Source organism: Bacteroides xylanisolvens XB1A (assembly GCF_000210075.1).
Classification (GTDB): Bacteria; Bacteroidota; Bacteroidia; order Bacteroidales; family Bacteroidaceae; genus Bacteroides; species Bacteroides xylanisolvens.
The window spans coordinates 3,825,342-3,843,454 of record NC_021017.1; the positions used below are offsets into that span (position 1 = coordinate 3,825,342).

Below are 18,113 nucleotides of genomic sequence, written 5' to 3' on the forward strand. Positions count from 1 at the left end.
GATTAGGCTTTGAGGTAGCTGAAGTGATGGCATCCACTTCGGGTTGTGCGATGGTATCTGCTATCGTTTCGGCAACGGGAATTGCGGCGGATTCGTTATTTGTAGTTTGCTGGTTTCCTTTGCAAGCCGTTAGAACTAGTAAAAGGATGGGATAAACTATTTTTTTCATATCTTATGTTTTATAATAATTATTCAGGGTGATGTATCTCATTCAATGTCTCGATTTTCCACCTACTTGAAAAGTTCATATTCCAGTGCAGCAATATTGTATTGGTAGACTGTTTCAATATAGCCTCTGCGTATCTCTCTGGCGGTGGTAATCGACTGTATATATTCGGCAATGCCTGTTTCGCTCTGCTGCAATTGCAGGTTGGCTGCCTTTGTCAGTTCATCCGCTTCTTTCAAGGCAGAAGAGGTATAATATCGTAAACTCTCATTATATCTGCGAAGGGATGCTTCCAGTTCGAGTGTCTTATTTCTTAACTCCCGGATGTTGGCATCTGCCTGTATTTGCGCTGAAGTAGCAGTTAGCCGTGCCTGCTTCACTTTGCTCTTTTGTGGTAGGAAGTAGATGGGGAAAGAAACCCCGATCATCCAGGCATTCAGATTCTTAAGTGGGAGAATGTCCTGACGTGTATACCCCACACTGATTTCAGGAAAGAAATGGCTCTGCTCTACACGGAGCATTGCTTTCGCTTCATCTGCCTGGCTTTGAAAGTAGGCAGTATGTGCTCCCGACAGGTTTCCATCCGAAATGCCGGTATAGAATAAGGATAAAGTGGAATCCACCGGAACAATGGGATCGTTGGAGTAGCAACTCCATTGGAAACGTGCCAATGCCATTTTCTCTTCTTCTTTTGCTTGGAACCAGCGGTTATGCAGATCGGCAGCTATGGTGGTCATCATATTTTTCTCTAGCAAGGTAATCTCTCCTTGTTGGTATCGTAATTCTCCGATGCGCTGCAGTTCTTCTGCCATTTTATCCTGATCCCGATACATTGAACAGAGATTAGTGGCATATTGGTAGTAGGCCCACGCCCTTTTCACTTCTGCTGTGATTTCTTTCTTTACCATCTGCCGATAATAGGTGTTCGTTTTTACCTGACGGTTGACTAACGCATTCTTATAGAATGGCGTTAGAAGGGAGCCCAGGCTTTGCTCGAAAGTCAGTTCCTTGTCTTTTTTGTTTTCTCCGTTAAGTTGACCCCAGGAATAGCTGAACGAGGTAGGCGTTGCTTCTATCACTTCTCCGCGAGTGGCTTTGGCTTGTTGAATAGCATTATTGGCTATTTTCAGGCGAGGATGATTTTGTTTGGCTATTTCTATCGCCTGTTCGAGACTGACTGTTTGTGTCTGTTGAGCGGAAACGAACGCGGGAAGAAACAAGAACAGGAGACACAATCCCCCGAAAGGCCAGCGCAGTTTGATTCCCGGACGTCTCCAGGTAGCAAATGAATTTACAATTTTGTAAAACACCGGAATGATGAGTAAAGTCAGTACGGTAGAAATTATCAAGCCACCGATGACCACTGTTGCCAACGGACGTTGTACTTCTGCGCCGGCTGAAGTGGCTATTGCCATCGGGACGAATCCCAGAGATGCAACCAGTCCTGTCAGGAATACAGGACGGAGCAAGTGTGGAGTCCCTCTTTTGATAATCTGGTTTGTAGTCATGGAATAGGTATTTTGTTTACGAAGTTCGTTGAAGTGATTTACCATCAGGATACCATTCAATACTGCCACCCCGAACAAAGCGATGAATCCTACTCCGGCCGATATGCTAAACGGAAGTCCGCGTAGCCAAAGTGCGGCGATACCACCGATGAGCGATAGGGGGACGGTTGAGAATACCATCAGGGTATAGGTGATGTTCTTGAATGCGAAGAACAGAATCAATAGAATGAGCATTAATGCTACGGGGATGACCACCAGTAAGGTATTGATGGCATTTTGCAAGTTTTCGAACTGGCCGCCGTATTCGAAGTAATATCCCGGCTTCAGTTTGATGTTCTTGTTCAATGTCTCTTGAATATTGGCGACAACTTGCTGGATGTCTGCGTCACGCACATTGACACCGATGACGATGCGCCGTTTGGTTGCATCCCGGTTGATTTGCAGTGGTCCACTGACAAGGTCGATGCTTGCTACCTCTCCAACAGGGATTTGAATTCCTTCCGAAGTGCGTACAAACAACTTATCAAGATTCAAGTCGGCCACTTTCTCCTGGTCAAGCCGGACCACGAGATCGAATCTCCGCTCGTTTTCAAAGATTACACCTGCTGACTCTCCGGCATAGGCAGTTCGGATAATGGTGTTAAGCTCTTGTATGTTGATGCCGTAACGGGCTATTTTGCCACGGTTGTATTTCACTACCAATTGAGGTAATCCCATCGTCTGCTCAACGATGACATCCGCTGCTCCCGGCACTTTTTCTACAAAGGTAGCTGCTTCTTTGGCTCTTTCATATAATTCGTGCGTGTCTTCTCCATATAATTTGATGGCAATATCTGCTTTTGCTCCCGTCATCAGCTCGTTGAAGCGAAGCTGTATCGGTTGCGAGAAGTTGAATTCGGCACGTTCGGAGAGCGGAGCAAGTGCGTCTTTCATTTTATCCACCATTTCTGCACGGCTTCCGGCACTTGTCCATTCTTTAAATGGTTTCATGATAATCATCACATCGGCATCTTCCACCGCCATCGGGTCAGTGGGAACTTCCGCCGTTCCTATTTTGGCTACAACATGTTTGATTTCAGGGAATTTATCCATTAATGCTTTCTCTGCCAAGCGGGATACTTCGATACTTTCGGTCAGCGAACTTCCTGCGGGTAGTGTCATTTGCATGGCAAAATCTCCTTCGTCCAAAGTAGGAATGAATTCTGCTCCCAGGCGGGTAAAGAGAAAAAGTGAACCGATCAGCGCAGAGAAGGCTACGATGACGGTACGCCATTTGTGACGAAGACAGGCGCGCAGGGTGTGCTGGTAGATCTTGTTCAATTTCTCGAAGAAGCGGTCGGCAAGGGTGGGTTTCACAATAATGGTATGCTTCAGAAAGAGGGAGGTCATCATAGGAACATAAGTCAGTGAAAGAATTAAGGCTCCGATAATGCAGAACACAAGTGTTTTGGCCATGGGGGTGAAGTATTTCCCTTCAATCCCGTTCAATGTAAGGATGGGGAAGAAGACGATAAGGATAATCAACACTGCAAAGGTGGCGGAACGTGCAACGCCGGAAGCTCCTTTTTCCACTTCTTTGTCCATCTCTTTGCGGGTCAGTGTGCGGCCTCGGAATTGTTTTCCGTAAATGTGGGCGAGGATACCTTCCAAGATAACGATAGAGCCATCTACTACAATACCAAAGTCAATGGCACCTAGACTCATTAGATTGGCGGTGACATTGAATACACGCATCATGATAAAAGCGAAGAGCATTGCCAGCGGGATGACGGATGCTACAATCAGTCCGGCACGGAGGTTGCCGAGGAAGAGGATGAGTACAAGGAAGACGATAACCGCTCCTTCAATCAGGTTGTTGACAACCGTAGAGATGTTCCGGTTTACCAGTTCCGAACGGTTCAAGTAAGGTTCTATACTGACTCCTTCGGGTAATAGCTGCTGTATTTTTTCTACCCGTTTTTCGAGTTCTTGAGTCACTACATTTGCGTTGGCACCTTTCAGCATCATGGCAATTCCACCGACACACTCGCCCTCACCATCCTTTGTCATGGCACCGAAACGCTTTGGAGAACCGAAGCGGACAACTCCTACATCACTGATATGTACCGGAATCCCATTCCGGTTGGTCACTACAATCTGTTCAATATCCTTGATGCGGGTAATCATACCTTCCGACCGGATATAGTAGGCATTCTTTATTTTCTCAATGTAACTTCCGCCGGTATTTTGGTTGTTGCTGCTAAGTGCTTCGAACACCTCGCCGATAGTGATATTCAAAGAAAACAGGGCGTCCGGGTCGACGGCTACTTCATATTGTTTCAGGTAACCGCCGAAACTATTGATTTCTACTATACCGGGGATACCGGACAACTGACGTTTCACCATCCAATCTTGAATGGTGCGGAGTTCCATTGCGTCATATTTCTTCTCATATCCGGGAGCTACCTTCAATATATACTGGTAAATTTCTCCCAGACCGGTGGTGATGGGCATCATCTCCGGTGTTCCGAGCTCGGAGGGAATTTCGCTTGTTACGCTTTGTATTTGTTCATTTATCAACTGCCGTGCATCGAGTGTGGGGACACTTTCTTTAAAAACGACCGTTACGACCGATAGCCCGAAGCGGCTGACAGAACGGATATCTTCGACATTCATAATATTGCTCATCGCTATTTCGATAGGCATAGTGATGAGTTGTTCCACCTCTTGTGGCGCGAGTGTAGGAGATACGGTCACTATTTGTACCTGATTATTGGTAATGTCGGGCACGGCATCAATAGGTAGTGTCAGCATCGCATAGATACCTCCGATAAACAGGAAGAGAGTAGTGAGTCCTACAAATAGTTTCTTCTTGATTGAAAAACGTACAATAGCTGTAAACATGACTTTCGTTGTATTATTATTTCACGATACAAAATTACTACCTATCTTCATCCGTTATCACTAAGAATAAATGAAGCGGAAAGATTGTGGGGTGAAGTGACGGATTTGGGAATTGAAAGATGTAAAATCATAGTTCTTGTTTCACTGCTGAACAAACATTTCTTTCAGTTTACTCGTTTAATATAAAAACAAACTAAATGTATATTCAGCATGAAAACATTCGTCTTGATGATGGTAAGCCTGTTGTTTGCAATTTCTTCGGAAGCGCAAAACAAGTCTTTTTATGATTTTACAGTGAAAACTATTGATGGTAAGGACTTTTCTCTTTCTTCACTGAAAGGTAAGAAAGTGCTGGTAGTCAACGTGGCATCTAAGTGTGGGCTGACGCCCCAGTATGCTCAACTGGAGAAACTATATGAGAAATATAAAGAAAAAGACTTTGTTGTTATCGGTTTTCCGGCGAATAACTTTATGGGACAAGAACCGGGTAGTAATGAGGAAATAGCCAAGTTCTGTTCTTTGAACTATGATGTTACTTTTCCGATGATGGCTAAGATTTCCGTTAAAGGAAAAGATATGGCTCCTCTTTACCAATGGTTGACGGAGAAAAAACAGAATGGAAAAGAAAACGCACCGGTTCAGTGGAATTTTCAGAAGTTTATGATTGATGAGAACGGACGTTGGGCGGGAGTTGTGTCTCCGAAAGAAAGTCCGTTCTCTGAAAAGATTATTACTTGGATAGAGAAGGAATAAGAGATACTTTTTTCAGCTCTTCTTCGAAGTTGGGAGTGAAGATTCCTTTACCCAGATTTTCTTTTATTTCTTCGATCTTCCAAAATCGTCCACCGTCCAGTTCGTCGCTGGGATGGATTTCTTCCTCATAAACGGTTTTGTGGACAAAAACAAGCTCTTTTTCACGGCTGGATTCAAAAACATAACTGGTGAGAAGCTCGGGGGTGAAGTCTGTGATGCCCAATTCTTCACGGACTTCTCTCTTTAGGGCGATTTCTACGCTTTCGCCCAAATCAATATGTCCGCCCACAGCCGTATCCCATTTCCCCGGTTGAATGTCTTTCCATTCGGGGCGTTTCTGTAAGTAGATGTCTCCTTGGGCATTGAATACGTGAAGGTGAACTACCGGATGAAGCAGTTTGCTACCGCTGTGACATTCTCCGCGAGTGGCGGCTCCGGTGATATTTCCCTGTTCGTCTACGATAGGGAACATTTCCTGGTTATTATCGCTTGGCATAGTGTCTTTTATATTGCGTAAAATCTTTCGGAGAGGAGGATTTCTTATGGTATTAATAAAGAAGAATCTCCATAACTTAGGAATCGGAAATCATGCGCCAGTGCATAATCATAAATTGTGTGCCAATTCCCTTTTACAAAAGCTGAAACTAAAAGCAGCAAGGTACTTTGCGGCTGATGGAAATTAGTAACTATCGCTTTCACTATTTTATAATTGTATCCCGGTGCTATGATAATCTGTGTACTGGTGTGAAGGGTTTCCAAACCATTCCTGTCGAGATATCCTAATATCTTTTGCAGCGCAACAACGGGAGGAATCTGGTCGTACTTTTCATAAGGCTGCCATTGTTTGACACGTAGTTCTTCTTCCGTAGCATACGGATTTTCAGCCAATGTAACTCCAATGTGATACAGGCTTTCCAGAGTCCGTACAGAAGTAGTCCCTACTGCAATAGCACAACCGTCGTGGTCAATCAGTTTTTTGATGGTACTCCGATTGACCGATATATATTCCGTGTGCATCTCGTGACCTTCGATTTCTTCACTTTTTACAGGTTTGAATGTGCCTGCTCCTACATGTAGGGTTAATTCTTCAAGATCAATCCCTTTCTTTTGAAGTGCATCCAATACTCGTGGAGTAAAATGTAATCCCGCCGTAGGCGCAGCTACCGAACCTTTAATCTTAGAATAAACAGTCTGATAAGTCTCCTTGTCACTTTCTTCCGTATCCCGGTTTAAGTAAGGAGGAATAGGAAGTTCTCCGAATACTTCAAGGATATCGGCAAACGTCACTTCCGGATTATCCCATGCAAAATCTACCCAATGGCTGGTTCCTTTACATTCTCCTCGGGTAGCGGTCAGGGTAATAGGGAATCCTTTGACGGTCATTTCGCGTTTCAATTGTCCGTCTTTCCATTTCTTCAGATTGCCGATCATACAAAGCCAGGCGGCATGTGCTGTCTGTTGGAAATTCAAGACATAATCGTTTGGCTGAATCGGTTCAAGACAAAACACTTCGATCAGTGCTCCCGTCTCTTTTCGAAAATGGAGGCGTGCCTGAATGACTTTTGTATTATTGAATATCATCAGACTGCCTTGCGGCAGATATTCCGGCAAAGAAGTGAAAACATCTTCACTAACTTCTCCACGACGGTATATTAAGAGTTTGGACTGGTCGCGGGTAGGCAACGGGAATTTAGCAATACGTTCATCCGGAAGAGGATAACTGTATTCACTGATATGGATATGTCTAGGATCTTCTTTCATTGTTTTCTAAAATAAAAAGAGGTTAGAACCCATTCGGTTTCTAACCTCTTTAACCAGTCGGGGTGACTGGATTCGAACCAGCGACCACACGCCCCCCAGACGCGTACTCTAACCGGGCTGAGCTACACCCCGAATTGCGGATGCAAAAGTACAGATTAATTTTTAATTAGCAAATAAATAGTGTGAAATTTCTTCTATTATAAATTTACTATTTAGTGCTATCGTCTGGTTATTAGTAGATTATGGGATTGTTTTGTTTGTTGGTAGAGGCAAAATAAAAAGATGTTATGGATTTATATTTAATTCCATATTGCATTTTCCAGTTTATGCAAAATGGCTGAGTTGTGGGATTAGTTCATATCAATTAGCCGAAAAAACTTTAATAAAACTTTAATCGGTTTTAGTTCTTTATTTGTGAACTATAATAGCCTTGAATTTTAATGAAAGTTAAAGTGTGAACGAGGTTCCCGAATTAATTACGGATTTGTCTTTAGAAATTAAAGTTAATGGGGTAACTTTAATCGTCTTTAATCATCGGAATTTTGTATCTTTGTATCTGAACTTTAGAGAAGTTCGTAAATAATTTCGTTGCTATTTAAAGGATTAATTTTATTAAAAGAAAGAAGAGTATGGCAACAGTTAAATTTGTGTTGTACAAAAGCAACAAAAGAAAAGACGGGAGTTACCCTGTATGTTTAAGAGTGTCTAAAAAAGGTAAGCTCAAGTACATTGATTTAAAATTATCATCATTAGAGGGGCAGTGGAATGAAGATACTTGCCGCTTTAAGAATGATAAGCGTGTCAATCCTAATTATGAATTATATAATGGGCTGTTGAGTCATTATGAAGACCGAAAAAATACTATCCTAAGGAAGTTTTTGGAAGAGCGTGTAGATTGGACTTTGAATCAGTTTGAATCGGAATTTCTGGGTATGTCAAGGCAGGGAAAGGTTTATGACTACTTTATGAGGCAGGTTGAGAATTTGAAAGCTACAAAACATATTGGAAATGCAAAGGTTTATGAGCGAACTCTACGCATGTTGGCAAAGTATGACCCGAAGATTAAGGAACGGGTATTTTCAGAATTGGATATAAAATATATCAATCGTTTTAATTTGGAAATGGAAAAAGACGGGTGCTGTGGCAATACCCGTAAATATTACCTTAAAACATTACGGGCGGTTATGAACAGGGCAATAAAGGAGCATGAAGCCTCATCAAGAACCTATCTGTTTGGTAAAAATGGTTTTGAAATAGGTTGTTTGGAGGAAGAAACAGAGAAACGCTATTTACAGCCAAAGGATTTGGAACTTTTAAAGAATTCGCCCCAAACGAATTTTGTCTTGGAGCGTGCCCGTATGCTGTTTTTATTTTCCTATTATTGTTATGGGATGAGTTTTGTTGATATGGCAAAGCTTACGACTGAAAATATAGTTGTATCGGAAGGGATAGGACATATTGTTTATAAACGGGAAAAGACGAAGAATGTCAAGAACATGAAGCCGTTAATAATACCTGTTACCCCTGCCTTGAAAGATATATTGGAGTGGTTTAAACAAAATACTTCTTTAGTAGGAGATTATCTTTTGCCTATAATAACGAAGGATTATGACGGGGAGCAACTGTATGATCATATACGTACCCGTTATCAACGCCTTAATAATAACCTGAAGAAATTAGGTAAGATATTAGGTGTTGAGAAGAATCTTACCACCTATGTGAGTCGTCATACGATGGCTATGACGTTGCAGGGTAATGACGTTTCCCGCGAAACAATTAGCGCAGTATTGGGACATCGTGACATTAAAACCACCATGACATATTTGGATAGTTTGTCACAAAATGTTTTGGATAGAGTTGCAATGTTATTATAATAATTTATTAAATCTTATTTGATATGATTTTAACGCTAAAAACACCTTTGGAGCAATTGATAGGTAAACTTCTTAAAGGGGAAGTAACAGCACTGTCAGAAAAGAGACTCTATCTTTATGTTGAGAATTTAACGAATGGGGATAAAGGTAAACTTCGGCAAGCATTGAAAGATATAGATGATATGGTTGCTAAATGGAAGGATGGCTATTTTATATCCGTTTATGAAGAAAGGGTGATTGCTTTTAATCGAAGTAAATTGGCAATAACACCTCAAGAGTTGGATGATATTTATCATGAAGAAAATTATTTGTTGAAGTCTGGTAAAATTGCACTGTCAGTAGATTATTTATATGAATCTATTGCAAAGTATGGTTTTATAAATGAACATCATCAGGATGCTGTAGAAAGTGCATGTTTTTATCATGACATGGAGTTTTTGCGGAAAGAATGGGAGTATTTGGTATTGGCTCCGATAATGTCATTACGGGATATTGTTTGTAGTATGTTGGGTATGGTCTGTGATACCCCTAAAAGTGAGTCGCAGACGTCTAGTAGACCATTAAAACGGATAGAAGATTATCCGGAGATATTTGGTCTTGGTATTTGTTGTGAATTGACAGGCTATGCCAAGGATACGATTTATAAGTGGACTCGCACAAAAGAAATACCGTGTCATCGTTCCGGCACTAATGGGCGTAAATTGGTATTCAAACGTGATGAAATTGTAGAATGGCTGACAGCTCGGAAACAGGAAACGAAAGATGAGTTTATAAAACGCAAAGAATCGGAGTTGGCTTCCAAGTATATCTATAATAACCTATAAAAGTAGTGGTATTTGTATACATTTAAAATAATCAGTTATGTATGACACAGTAGTTTTAAAACTTCTAAAAGAGGATATAGGCGATAAATACGATTGGAGGTCTGTCTTTAATAAGATTGACCAAATCAGTGAGTACAAGCCATTTGAAGGTGGCTCTGGACATATAAACGGGTTACGCGTTACTGTAACGGCAAAACACGTCAAAGTCAGTGGGAGCCTCTCTAAATATTTCAGAGGTACTAATCTTGATTCTTTAACCTTGTCACAAGTTGAAAAGGCTATCAAGCAGTTGGGCAAGGATTTGGGTGTTCCTATGATAAAGGCTGATGTGGAACGGGTGGATATGGCTGAAAACTTTGAAATGTCTCGTCCCCCTGAATTTTATATCTCTAAAATGCAAAGTTTGGGGGAATGTTGCCCTAATAAGTGGAAAGGAACTACCTATTTTCCTTCTAATGGGGTATTGTTACGCTTCTATGATAAGTCCAAGGAAGTGCGTAAGAAAAGGAAAAATCAGAAGAATACTTCCGGTGCTTTCTCTACAAGTGTGGAACGGAATTTATTAAGATACGAGATATGTTTTGGTAAAAAGGCAATCAGGCGGATGTTCGGTCATCAGTTAAAAGCGAAAGACTTGTATGATAAAGATATATTTTGGAGGTTGGTATCCGAGTGGCTCTACTCCTATGACGAAATAGGTATAATATCGGATAAGCTTTTTGATGTGTCTTTTGAACAGATAAAAACGCTGAGTGATTTTGAGGAGTGGTGTATTTGTATTGCTCATAGTGTTGTTGGGCTTCCTTCTTTTGTAAAAGGGCGTTTCTCTGTCAGAGAGCGGAGTCTTGGCGAATCGAATGGCAATAAAAAGGATGGACAGGATAGACAATATCATAAAAGAATACAGGATAAAATTAGAGGAGCTATGAAGCACTTTAGTGGTACTATGGGAAAGACAGAGTTGATGCAAGAACTGACAGATAAGATTGAAGCATATCTAACGGATAAGTTCGAAAACTCCCCCGATGCTTATGATGTGCGGAAAGATAGTGCTTCGGTCAAATAAGCTCTCTATTAGGTTCTATGCGAGATAAACTTCTAATGGCTGGGGGAATAGTGTTTGATTAGGGGTAATTCTTCTATAAAAGACTATTATGAGAGGTCATAAAAATAAAAGGAGGACTAGATATATGAAATATATCAAAGTCCTCTTTCGTCAATATACGCAGGCTATTGTCCTGCGTATATATCTTCTCTCATCTCTATTGGAAGCGTATTGCCATTTTCATTCTTCAAATGTATAATTTACTCGGTATGGGAATAAAATGCTAATACCGCTCTAAAACGAACCTCTATGATTAAGTATGTGATGAGGCTATTGCTAAGAGTCGATGTTCCATTTTCAAGTTATCATAAAAAAGAATGAGGGTGTAGAATGTCCACATTGGTTGAATGATACCTGTAAAATGATGTAACAAGCTAGGGGTAGGATAGGGGACAGGCGGTAATATGAGAATGTCATATAGGATTAAAATAGAATGGATTGGGGTAGATATGTAGTGAAAAGGTAGGGGAAAGGCATAGTGATGAGGCTAATAGCGACGTCTCATTGACAAAAGTGATATCAGAGGTTTGGGAAGTCTCATCGAAGTTCTTTCCCTAAATCCTTGTTGGGTATCAAGTTTTATATAAATTTGTTCCATGACACCCCGAAAAACGTTTGTAGGACGTGGAATTTTGACTATATTTGTCGCATCATACAGGTTTACCCCTGTTTGGTGGACATAGTTAATTATGGAAGCGTTTAGCTTTATCCCGTTTTTAGGAATCTGGACAATTTCGAATCACACGGGGATTGGCGATACAAACGTTCATGCTAGCCGTATATACATACTCAAATGATATATACAGTTTGGCGTGGGGTGTCGTTTTATCTCGTGTGATAGGTTTGTCCAGAACCTCTAAAACAGATAATCCTAACAGCCTCACGCTTTCTTTTTATACAAACCTTTCTTGTTGGGGCTAGGGAAATCAAATCTGTGATATTATGAAAAGAATTTTGTTGTTTATCGCAATGGTCATAGTGACTGTTGCTATGTCTGCCCAAGAATCGACATCTGTAAGGTCGTTTGAATATTCTAATTATCTCTGTCCTAATCCCTATACAGGCAGACCAATATATGGAGGAGAATCCCTCGAAATAAGCTATTCAAGTAAACTAGGTTCTTATGGAATTGATTTTAAATACGGTTTTATAAGGTATAGGTTAAGTCTTAGTTATAAAGGAACTGAGAATGGTTGGTATAAATATACAGGATTTGAAATAGATGATATGTCCAAAGTAATTGTAATGACTCGTACCAAATTAAGTCATTTTCTGAATAACTTTGGACAATCCCAAGATAATTATTTTGAAAAGGATAAATTGATTGAAATTCACATAAGTGGTTCGGGGAGTTTATCTATTTATCCAATGAAAGATACTCCTGAAAGACGAAAAGAAAGAGAAGAAAGGAGCATTAAGATAAAAGAAAGAAATAGATTGCAAGATAAACTAAATGAACTATATTCATATTGGCAAAGTACTAAAGCGAGCGTTCAAGACAGTTTGCGAAATTCTTTTAAGAAGGAATTTTTCGAGAAGAAGGGTGCCGGGCGATATAGTTGGGATTCAGAGACGAATTTTGCTGTTAGGTATATGGCTTGCATAGATTCAAATAAGGTTGTGAAAATTCTTAAAATAAATGATGTGAAAGTAGCTGAAAATATTGAATATCTAGATGAGTTTAATAGAAATGAATACAAATATCAAGCTAAAAATAACAATGGTGCAAAACTAATTAATGGAAAGATGTTCCTAACTGATAGATTTTCCCCAAATTTGATTGTTTGTACGTTAACTCGAGAAATAGTATTGAAAAAAGGAAAAGTTTTATATACTCGTTGGGGGAGTGGTAAGGTTAGCCAAAAGGCGGAGAAGGTCATAGAGGCTAATATTGCCTTGCTAAAGAAGGGACGATACCTAATTGAAATACAGGAATTAGATGGAGAGCTTATATCTGTAGTTGCCCAAAAATATTCGAATATTTCTAACAAAGAAAAAATTGAGTTATATTCAATATATGAATAAATTGTATAACGTATTAGGCTGTAGTACGTTGGGTAGGCTATAGTAATTTACTTGAAAATATTCCTATGGTACGAAAGAAAAAGGGAGAATAATAGAATGTTAGATGTATGATATGTTCAAAATTTTTTAATAATGCATTATTATGGAAAGGAATTTTATTTTATCAGTAGGAATGTCTGTAATGTTCTTTTTTATAAGTTCCATTAAAACTGTCCAAGCTCAACAATTAGGAATTGGCGTAAAAACAGAGTTAAATGGAAAGGTACGTTTCTGCAATTACGATGAGGCTTATTTTATGCCAGATACAAATACTCGTATAAAAGTTACAGGATTAGAAATTGCATACGATAGTTCCTTGAATTATTATGATATATTTGTGAATGTAAAAGGAGACAAGGTGAATTTGCATATAAAATATTCCAATGGTGGTGAAGGAGCCTATATTTACAAAGGTATAGACAGGATTTCAAGAATGGATGTTGTGGTTACTACCAAGAAAAAATTAAGTCTTTATGCAAATAACTACGGTGTCAATTCTTATAAAGAAGTCGAGAGTTCTGTTGGAATTATTATAGTGTTTCCTAAAACTTATATGATTTCGTCCATTGTTCCTATAAAAAATAAAGTAGAAACAGTGAATGAATTGTCCACTCAATTGCGCAAGGGGGTGATAACTGATTCGGATGGCTATACAAATATCCGTAAGTCAAATAGTGTAAATTCGGAAATTATAGGTAAAATTGTGGATAGGGAAGTATTCACTTATTGGGAAACAAATGATAATTGGTATATTGTGCAAACTGCAAAAGGAATCAAAGGATATGTGCATAAAAGTAGAATAAAACCAGTAGAGGAAAGAAATGAGCAAAAAATAAGATACTATAAAGTAAAGAATGGAGATAAAATCCAAGATATAGCAGAAAAATTAGGGGTTTCTATAGACACAATTTGTAAGTTAAATCGTGTAAAAATAACAACAGTGTTGAGAGAAGGGCAGGCTTTACGTATTAGTAGATGAAAAATGTTTTGAATTATTTTTGTGAGGAGAGTAATGCAGAATCTCTAATTCTGATTAATTTTATGTCAATAGAAATATGTTGAACAAAGCTTTAAATATTGCCTATAAGGCTCATATTGGACAGTTAGACAAAGGTGGCAGTCCGTATATATTGCATCCAGTCAGAGTTGCTTTACACTGTCAAACAGAGGATGAAAAGATAGTAGCATTGTTGCATGATGTTGTAGAAGATACATCTATAACATTTGAGGATTTAAAAACGGAAGGGTTGGATGACAGGCTACTGGAGGCTTTAAAATGTCTGACTAAAGAAGAGGGTGAAGATTATAAAGCGTTTATTGAACGTGTCTCTACTAATCGCTTGGCTACAAAGGTTAAAATACAAGACCTAAAAGATAATATGGATGTAACCCGTTTGAATGGTAAGGCACATTGGAAGTTGGAAACATATAAAGAAGCGTTGGAGTACCTCGAACGGTGCTCAAATAAGAAAGTTTTATATGTAGATATGGATAATGTATTGGTAAACTTCCAATCGGGCATAGACGCCTTAAATGAGGATTTAAAAAGCCGATATGCGGGGTGTTATGATGAAGTCCCTAATATATTTGCAAAAATGCAACCCAATGAAGGGGCAATAGATGCCATGAATCGTTTAAAAGACAAATACGACATTTACATTTTATCAACAGCTCCATGGGATAACCCAAGTGCATGGTCTGACAAGTTAGAATGGGTGAAGCGTTATTTGGGTGAAGTATGCTATAAACGTTTGATCTTGTCGCACCACAAAAACTTGAATGCAGGGGACTATTTAATAGATGACAGGAAAAAGAATGGTGCTGCCGATTTTAAAGGTGAGCTTATATTGTTCGGTTCTGAACGGTTTCCAAATTGGGAGTCTGTGGTAAGGTATTTAATGTGATAAAAACACGAAGAACGCAAAAGAGATTTTACACTGCAATTTGCTTTAGTTTGGACTAAATATCCCGAAAACTTTAATCGAATTTTAATCGGTATAAAAATAAAGGAGCTAGATAACTATCTAACTCCTTGTTTTATATATGATTGCATGATGAAAATCTTTTACTCATTTCAATGCCCCCAGACGCGTACTCTAACCGGGCTGAGCTACACCCCGAATTGCGGATGCAAAAGTACAGATTAATTTTTAATTAGCAAATAATCCGTTGATTTTTCTAGTATGAATTGTGCCGATTTATAGCTATTATTCTGATTATTAGTCTTTCTTGTGAACATACAAATCTTTATTTCAATGAGTTAGTAGTTTTTTTGATTGCCTCTTATGTGATATAAAAGTACATTTCTTTAATTTTGCTTGAATTAGAAAACAATCTGCTTATTTTTCATTTGAAAGCATTAATCCTTTTCTTGTCCTAAAAACACTATAAAAAACAGGTCAGTCTATAATAAAACGAAATAGGAAAATGATAAATGAACTAACAATCAGAGAGTTTGTTTATAAATTAATGCAAATAAAAGGTGTTTGACTTCCTTAGTATGATACTATATTTCCATTTTTGGTGCGTGGTAAATTAGGAAGTTATACATTTGTAAAAAGACTTAGTTTAGAAAGGTGTTAAATGTTAGACATTAAAAATAGAGAGACATTAGAGATATACGTCTTGGGTGACGATTTTAAATTTTATCAGAATCTGAAGTATCTTCCTTTGACTTCTTATCCTTCTAATAATCAATCAGCTTTGATTATATATTGTTTAGGTGGAAAGGCCAAAATTACAGTGCATGAAGATGTACATTGGATACAACCGGAGGAATTGATTATATTATTACCCGGACAATTTGTCTCATTTAGTGAGCCAAGTGAAGATTTCTCGACCGTTACGATGGTTATATCTACTTCACTGTTTAGTGATGCGTTAAGTGGTGTGCCCAGATTTTCTCCGCATTTCTTTTTCTACATGCGGACTCATTACTGGTATCCGCAGTCAGAACGCGATATTCCCCGGATGTATAATTATCTGGGTATGATAAAAGATAAAGTTACCTCTCAAGATATATATAGGCGTGAGCTGATTATTCATTTGTTGAGGTATCTGTATCTGGAACTGTTCAATGCTTATCAAAAGGAATCGACCTTGATGACTGCCCGCAGGGATACCCGTAAAGAAGAGTTGGCTAATAAATTCTTTGGGCTTATCATGAAGCATTTTAAGGAGAATAAGGATGTGGCTTTTTATGCGGATAAACTGTGTATTACTTCCAAATACCTGACTATGGTAATTAAGGAGACAAGCGGGAAGTCTGCTAAAGACTGGATTGTTGAATACATCATATTAGAAATCAAGGCTTTGTTGAAAAACACAAGCCTGAACATTCAGGAAATAGCGATTAAAACGAACTTTGCGAATCAATCGTCGCTTGGACGTTTTTTTAGAAAGCATACAGGAATGTCGCTTTCACAATATCGAATGAGTAACTTAGAACAATAGTGCGGACAATTGCCTCACAATAGGCAATAATATCTATAGGGATTGGGAAGAGAAAGGGAATGAAGTCTATTTCATTCCCTTTTACTATGTGGTATATCTGATGTAGGATGGATTAAATTCCCATACATTCGCGATAGAAGTCGAGCATTTCGAAGATAGTGTCCTTATCGGCAGTCTGATTGATGCAAATGTCTCCAATATCTTTTAGTAAGGTGAAATTGATAGTACCTGAAGTATTCTTTTTATCATGCGTCATAAATGCATACAGTTGGTCATATTTCTTGCAGTCGAAAGTAAATACACCATAATTATCCTTGATAAACTGGATCGTTTGCCGCATTTTCTCTTTCGGGAAACCTACTTTGAGATGAGAAAGATACAGTTCGCACACAATTCCCCAAGCTACTGCATATCCATGTAATACAGGACGGTTTTCTGCCAGTGCCATACTTTCGAACGCATGTCCTACGGTGTGTCCCAGATTTAATGCTTTGCGGATTCCATGTTCGAAGGGATCCTGTTCTACAATATCTTCTTTCACTTGTACCGATTGACCTACCAATTGTTTGAGAGCTGCATAATCAATACTAGAGGAATCGAAATTGAGCAATTCTGCCCAATGTGCCGTATTGCTAATCAAACCGTGCTTCAACATTTCAGCATATCCGGAGAAGAAATTGTGTGTGTCCAATGTGCGTAGGAATTCAGTTTCAATCAATACACTGTTTGCCGGAGCGAAAGCACCGATTTCATTTTTCAGTCCGTTGAAGTTGATTCCTGTTTTACCCCCCACTGATGCGTCCACCATAGCGAGCAGAGTGGTTGGTATATTGATATAGGAAATGCCCCGTTTGAATGTAGCTGCGGCAAAACCTCCGAGATCTGTCACCATCCCTCCTCCAAGATTGATAAGTAAAGAGTGGCGGGTAGCCCCTTGAGTGCTTAATGCCATCCAGACGGAAGCGAGTGTTTCCAGAGTTTTATGCACATCTTCTGCTCCGATACAGATTTCTACAGCATCTTTCAACAGCCCCGATTCCTTTAGAGAGGGGAGACAAAGACGCTGGGTATGCTCGTCTGTGAGGACGAATAATTTGTCATGCGGACATAGCTCAATGGCACGACCGAGGCTCGTTTCCAAGCTTTCGCAGAGAATAACTTCTTGTTTACTCATGATTCTTTTGCTTTTTTACTCTGCAAATGTATATAAAATATCTTTTTTTACTTACTTTTGTCTCATTAAAACGTTTAATCATGAAAGCATTATTACCTGTATATTGTCGTCCTTTAGGATATGTTGTCTTGTTGGTAGCTCTGTTTATCCCTTTTATTTTGGTGATGCAGGGAGTAGTAACTGATACTAATTTGCTGTTTTATAAAGAATGTACAAAGTTGTTGATGATGGCAGGATGCTTGTTGATAATCTTTGCATTGAGTAAGAATGAAAGCCGTGAAACGGAGCAAATCCGGAATTCGGCTGTTCGTAATGCTATCTTTTTGACATTCTTGTTCGTCTTTGGTGGTATGTTGTGGCGTGTTATGCAAGGAGATGTGATAAACGTCGATACTTCCTCTTTCCTTACTTTTCTGGTTTTTAATGTGCTTTGTCTGGAGTTTGGTCTGAAAAAAGCGCTTGTTGATCGATTCTTTAAAAGATAATTTTCTTTTCAATTAAACCTTTTACGATTCGATTTGTCAAAAAGACATTGTTATTGCTACTAA

13 protein-coding genes, 1 tRNA gene and 1 pseudogene are annotated in these 18,113 nt (G+C 39.1%); 9 read left to right on the forward strand and 6 right to left on the reverse strand.

What is annotated here, in order from left to right:
* Both BXY_RS23620 and BXY_RS14790 read right to left on the reverse strand, forming a co-directional pair.
* Nucleotides 1-169: pseudogene (locus tag BXY_RS23620) on the reverse strand (efflux RND transporter periplasmic adaptor subunit); the annotation flags it as partial.
* Between the two features lie 62 nt (nt 170-231).
* Nucleotides 232-4,557, reverse strand: coding sequence for a CusA/CzcA family heavy metal efflux RND transporter (locus tag BXY_RS14790; RefSeq protein ID WP_015532327.1), 4,326 nt, complete (start codon nt 4,555-4,557; stop codon nt 232-234).
* A gap of 210 nt (nt 4,558-4,767) precedes the next feature.
* On the opposite strand from BXY_RS14790, the gene BXY_RS14795 reads away from it, so the two are divergent.
* Entirely contained in the window at nt 4,768-5,310 is a 543-nt protein-coding gene (locus tag BXY_RS14795; RefSeq protein ID WP_015532328.1) for a glutathione peroxidase, read from the forward strand.
* Here BXY_RS14795 and BXY_RS14800 read toward each other — a convergent pair.
* The 3 genes from BXY_RS14800 to BXY_RS14810 form a co-directional block, all read right to left on the reverse strand.
* Complete coding sequence (locus tag BXY_RS14800; protein ID WP_004323622.1) at nt 5,288-5,806, reverse strand: NUDIX hydrolase; 519 nt, start codon at nt 5,804-5,806, stop codon at nt 5,288-5,290. The genes BXY_RS14795 and BXY_RS14800 overlap by 23 nt on opposite strands.
* Before the next feature lie 44 nt (nt 5,807-5,850).
* A complete protein-coding gene (locus BXY_RS14805; protein ID WP_015532329.1) occupies nt 5,851-7,071 on the reverse strand; it encodes an S-adenosylmethionine:tRNA ribosyltransferase-isomerase in 1,221 nt (406 codons plus the stop codon).
* Between the two features lie 57 nt (nt 7,072-7,128).
* A tRNA-Pro gene (locus BXY_RS14810) sits at nt 7,129-7,203 on the reverse strand.
* A gap of 497 nt (nt 7,204-7,700) precedes the next feature.
* On the opposite strand from BXY_RS14810, the gene BXY_RS14815 reads away from it, so the two are divergent.
* The 7 genes from BXY_RS14815 to BXY_RS14845 all read left to right on the forward strand — a co-directional run bounded on the left by BXY_RS14815 (nt 7,701) and on the right by BXY_RS14845 (nt 16,391).
* Complete coding sequence (locus tag BXY_RS14815; RefSeq protein WP_015532330.1) at nt 7,701-8,945, forward strand: site-specific integrase; 1,245 nt, start codon at nt 7,701-7,703, stop codon at nt 8,943-8,945.
* Between the two features lie 23 nt (nt 8,946-8,968).
* Nucleotides 8,969-9,769 carry a helix-turn-helix transcriptional regulator gene (locus BXY_RS14820; RefSeq protein ID WP_015532331.1) on the forward strand — a complete coding sequence of 267 codons (801 nt, stop codon included), beginning with the start codon at nt 8,969-8,971 and terminating at the stop codon, nt 9,767-9,769.
* A gap of 37 nt (nt 9,770-9,806) precedes the next feature.
* The gene (locus tag BXY_RS14825; protein WP_015532332.1) at nt 9,807-10,835 is read left to right on the forward strand and encodes a phage/plasmid replication domain-containing protein; all 1,029 of its coding nucleotides are present in this window, start codon (nt 9,807-9,809) and stop codon (nt 10,833-10,835) included.
* A 981-nt stretch (nt 10,836-11,816) separates the two neighbouring features.
* Nucleotides 11,817-12,899 (forward strand): hypothetical protein, encoded by a 1,083-nt coding sequence (locus BXY_RS14830; RefSeq protein WP_015532333.1) that lies wholly within the window; start codon nt 11,817-11,819, stop codon nt 12,897-12,899.
* 142 nt (nt 12,900-13,041) lie between these two features.
* A complete protein-coding gene (locus tag BXY_RS14835; protein WP_015532334.1) occupies nt 13,042-13,917 on the forward strand; it encodes a LysM peptidoglycan-binding domain-containing protein in 876 nt (291 codons plus the stop codon).
* A gap of 76 nt (nt 13,918-13,993) precedes the next feature.
* Nucleotides 13,994-14,842 carry a 5' nucleotidase, NT5C type gene (locus BXY_RS14840; protein ID WP_015532335.1) on the forward strand — a complete coding sequence of 283 codons (849 nt, stop codon included), beginning with the start codon at nt 13,994-13,996 and terminating at the stop codon, nt 14,840-14,842.
* A 679-nt stretch (nt 14,843-15,521) separates the two neighbouring features.
* Nucleotides 15,522-16,391 carry a helix-turn-helix domain-containing protein gene (locus BXY_RS14845; protein ID WP_015532336.1) on the forward strand — a complete coding sequence of 290 codons (870 nt, stop codon included), beginning with the start codon at nt 15,522-15,524 and terminating at the stop codon, nt 16,389-16,391.
* 112 nt (nt 16,392-16,503) lie between these two features.
* Here the strand turns inward: BXY_RS14845 and aroB are convergent, their stop codons facing one another.
* Complete coding sequence (aroB, locus tag BXY_RS14850) at nt 16,504-17,565, reverse strand: 3-dehydroquinate synthase (RefSeq protein WP_004305415.1); 1,062 nt, start codon at nt 17,563-17,565, stop codon at nt 16,504-16,506.
* A gap of 80 nt (nt 17,566-17,645) precedes the next feature.
* On the opposite strand from aroB, the gene BXY_RS14855 reads away from it, so the two are divergent.
* Nucleotides 17,646-18,050 carry a hypothetical protein gene (locus tag BXY_RS14855; RefSeq protein WP_004305412.1) on the forward strand — a complete coding sequence of 135 codons (405 nt, stop codon included), beginning with the start codon at nt 17,646-17,648 and terminating at the stop codon, nt 18,048-18,050.
* Nucleotides 18,051-18,113 lie beyond the last annotated feature (63 nt).

Bases quoted from the DNA above. Each gene is read 5' to 3' on its own strand.
- BXY_RS14790 (WP_015532327.1), bottom strand. From the start codon at position 4,557: ATGTTTACAGCTATTGTACGTTTTTCAATCAAGAAGAAACTATTTGTA.
- BXY_RS14795 (WP_015532328.1), top strand. From the start codon at position 4,768: ATGAAAACATTCGTCTTGATGATGGTAAGCCTGTTGTTTGCAATTTCT.
- BXY_RS14800 (WP_004323622.1), bottom strand. From the start codon at position 5,806: ATGCCAAGCGATAATAACCAGGAAATGTTCCCTATCGTAGACGAACAG.
- BXY_RS14805 (WP_015532329.1), bottom strand. From the start codon at position 7,071: ATGAAAGAAGATCCTAGACATATCCATATCAGTGAATACAGTTATCCT.
- BXY_RS14815 (WP_015532330.1), top strand. From the start codon at position 7,701: ATGGCAACAGTTAAATTTGTGTTGTACAAAAGCAACAAAAGAAAAGAC.
- BXY_RS14820 (WP_015532331.1), top strand. From the start codon at position 8,969: ATGATTTTAACGCTAAAAACACCTTTGGAGCAATTGATAGGTAAACTT.
- BXY_RS14825 (WP_015532332.1), top strand. From the start codon at position 9,807: ATGTATGACACAGTAGTTTTAAAACTTCTAAAAGAGGATATAGGCGAT.
- BXY_RS14830 (WP_015532333.1), top strand. From the start codon at position 11,817: ATGAAAAGAATTTTGTTGTTTATCGCAATGGTCATAGTGACTGTTGCT.
- BXY_RS14835 (WP_015532334.1), top strand. From the start codon at position 13,042: ATGGAAAGGAATTTTATTTTATCAGTAGGAATGTCTGTAATGTTCTTT.
- BXY_RS14840 (WP_015532335.1), top strand. From the start codon at position 13,994: ATGTTGAACAAAGCTTTAAATATTGCCTATAAGGCTCATATTGGACAG.
- BXY_RS14845 (WP_015532336.1), top strand. From the start codon at position 15,522: ATGTTAGACATTAAAAATAGAGAGACATTAGAGATATACGTCTTGGGT.
- aroB (WP_004305415.1), bottom strand. From the start codon at position 17,565: ATGAGTAAACAAGAAGTTATTCTCTGCGAAAGCTTGGAAACGAGCCTC.
- BXY_RS14855 (WP_004305412.1), top strand. From the start codon at position 17,646: ATGAAAGCATTATTACCTGTATATTGTCGTCCTTTAGGATATGTTGTC.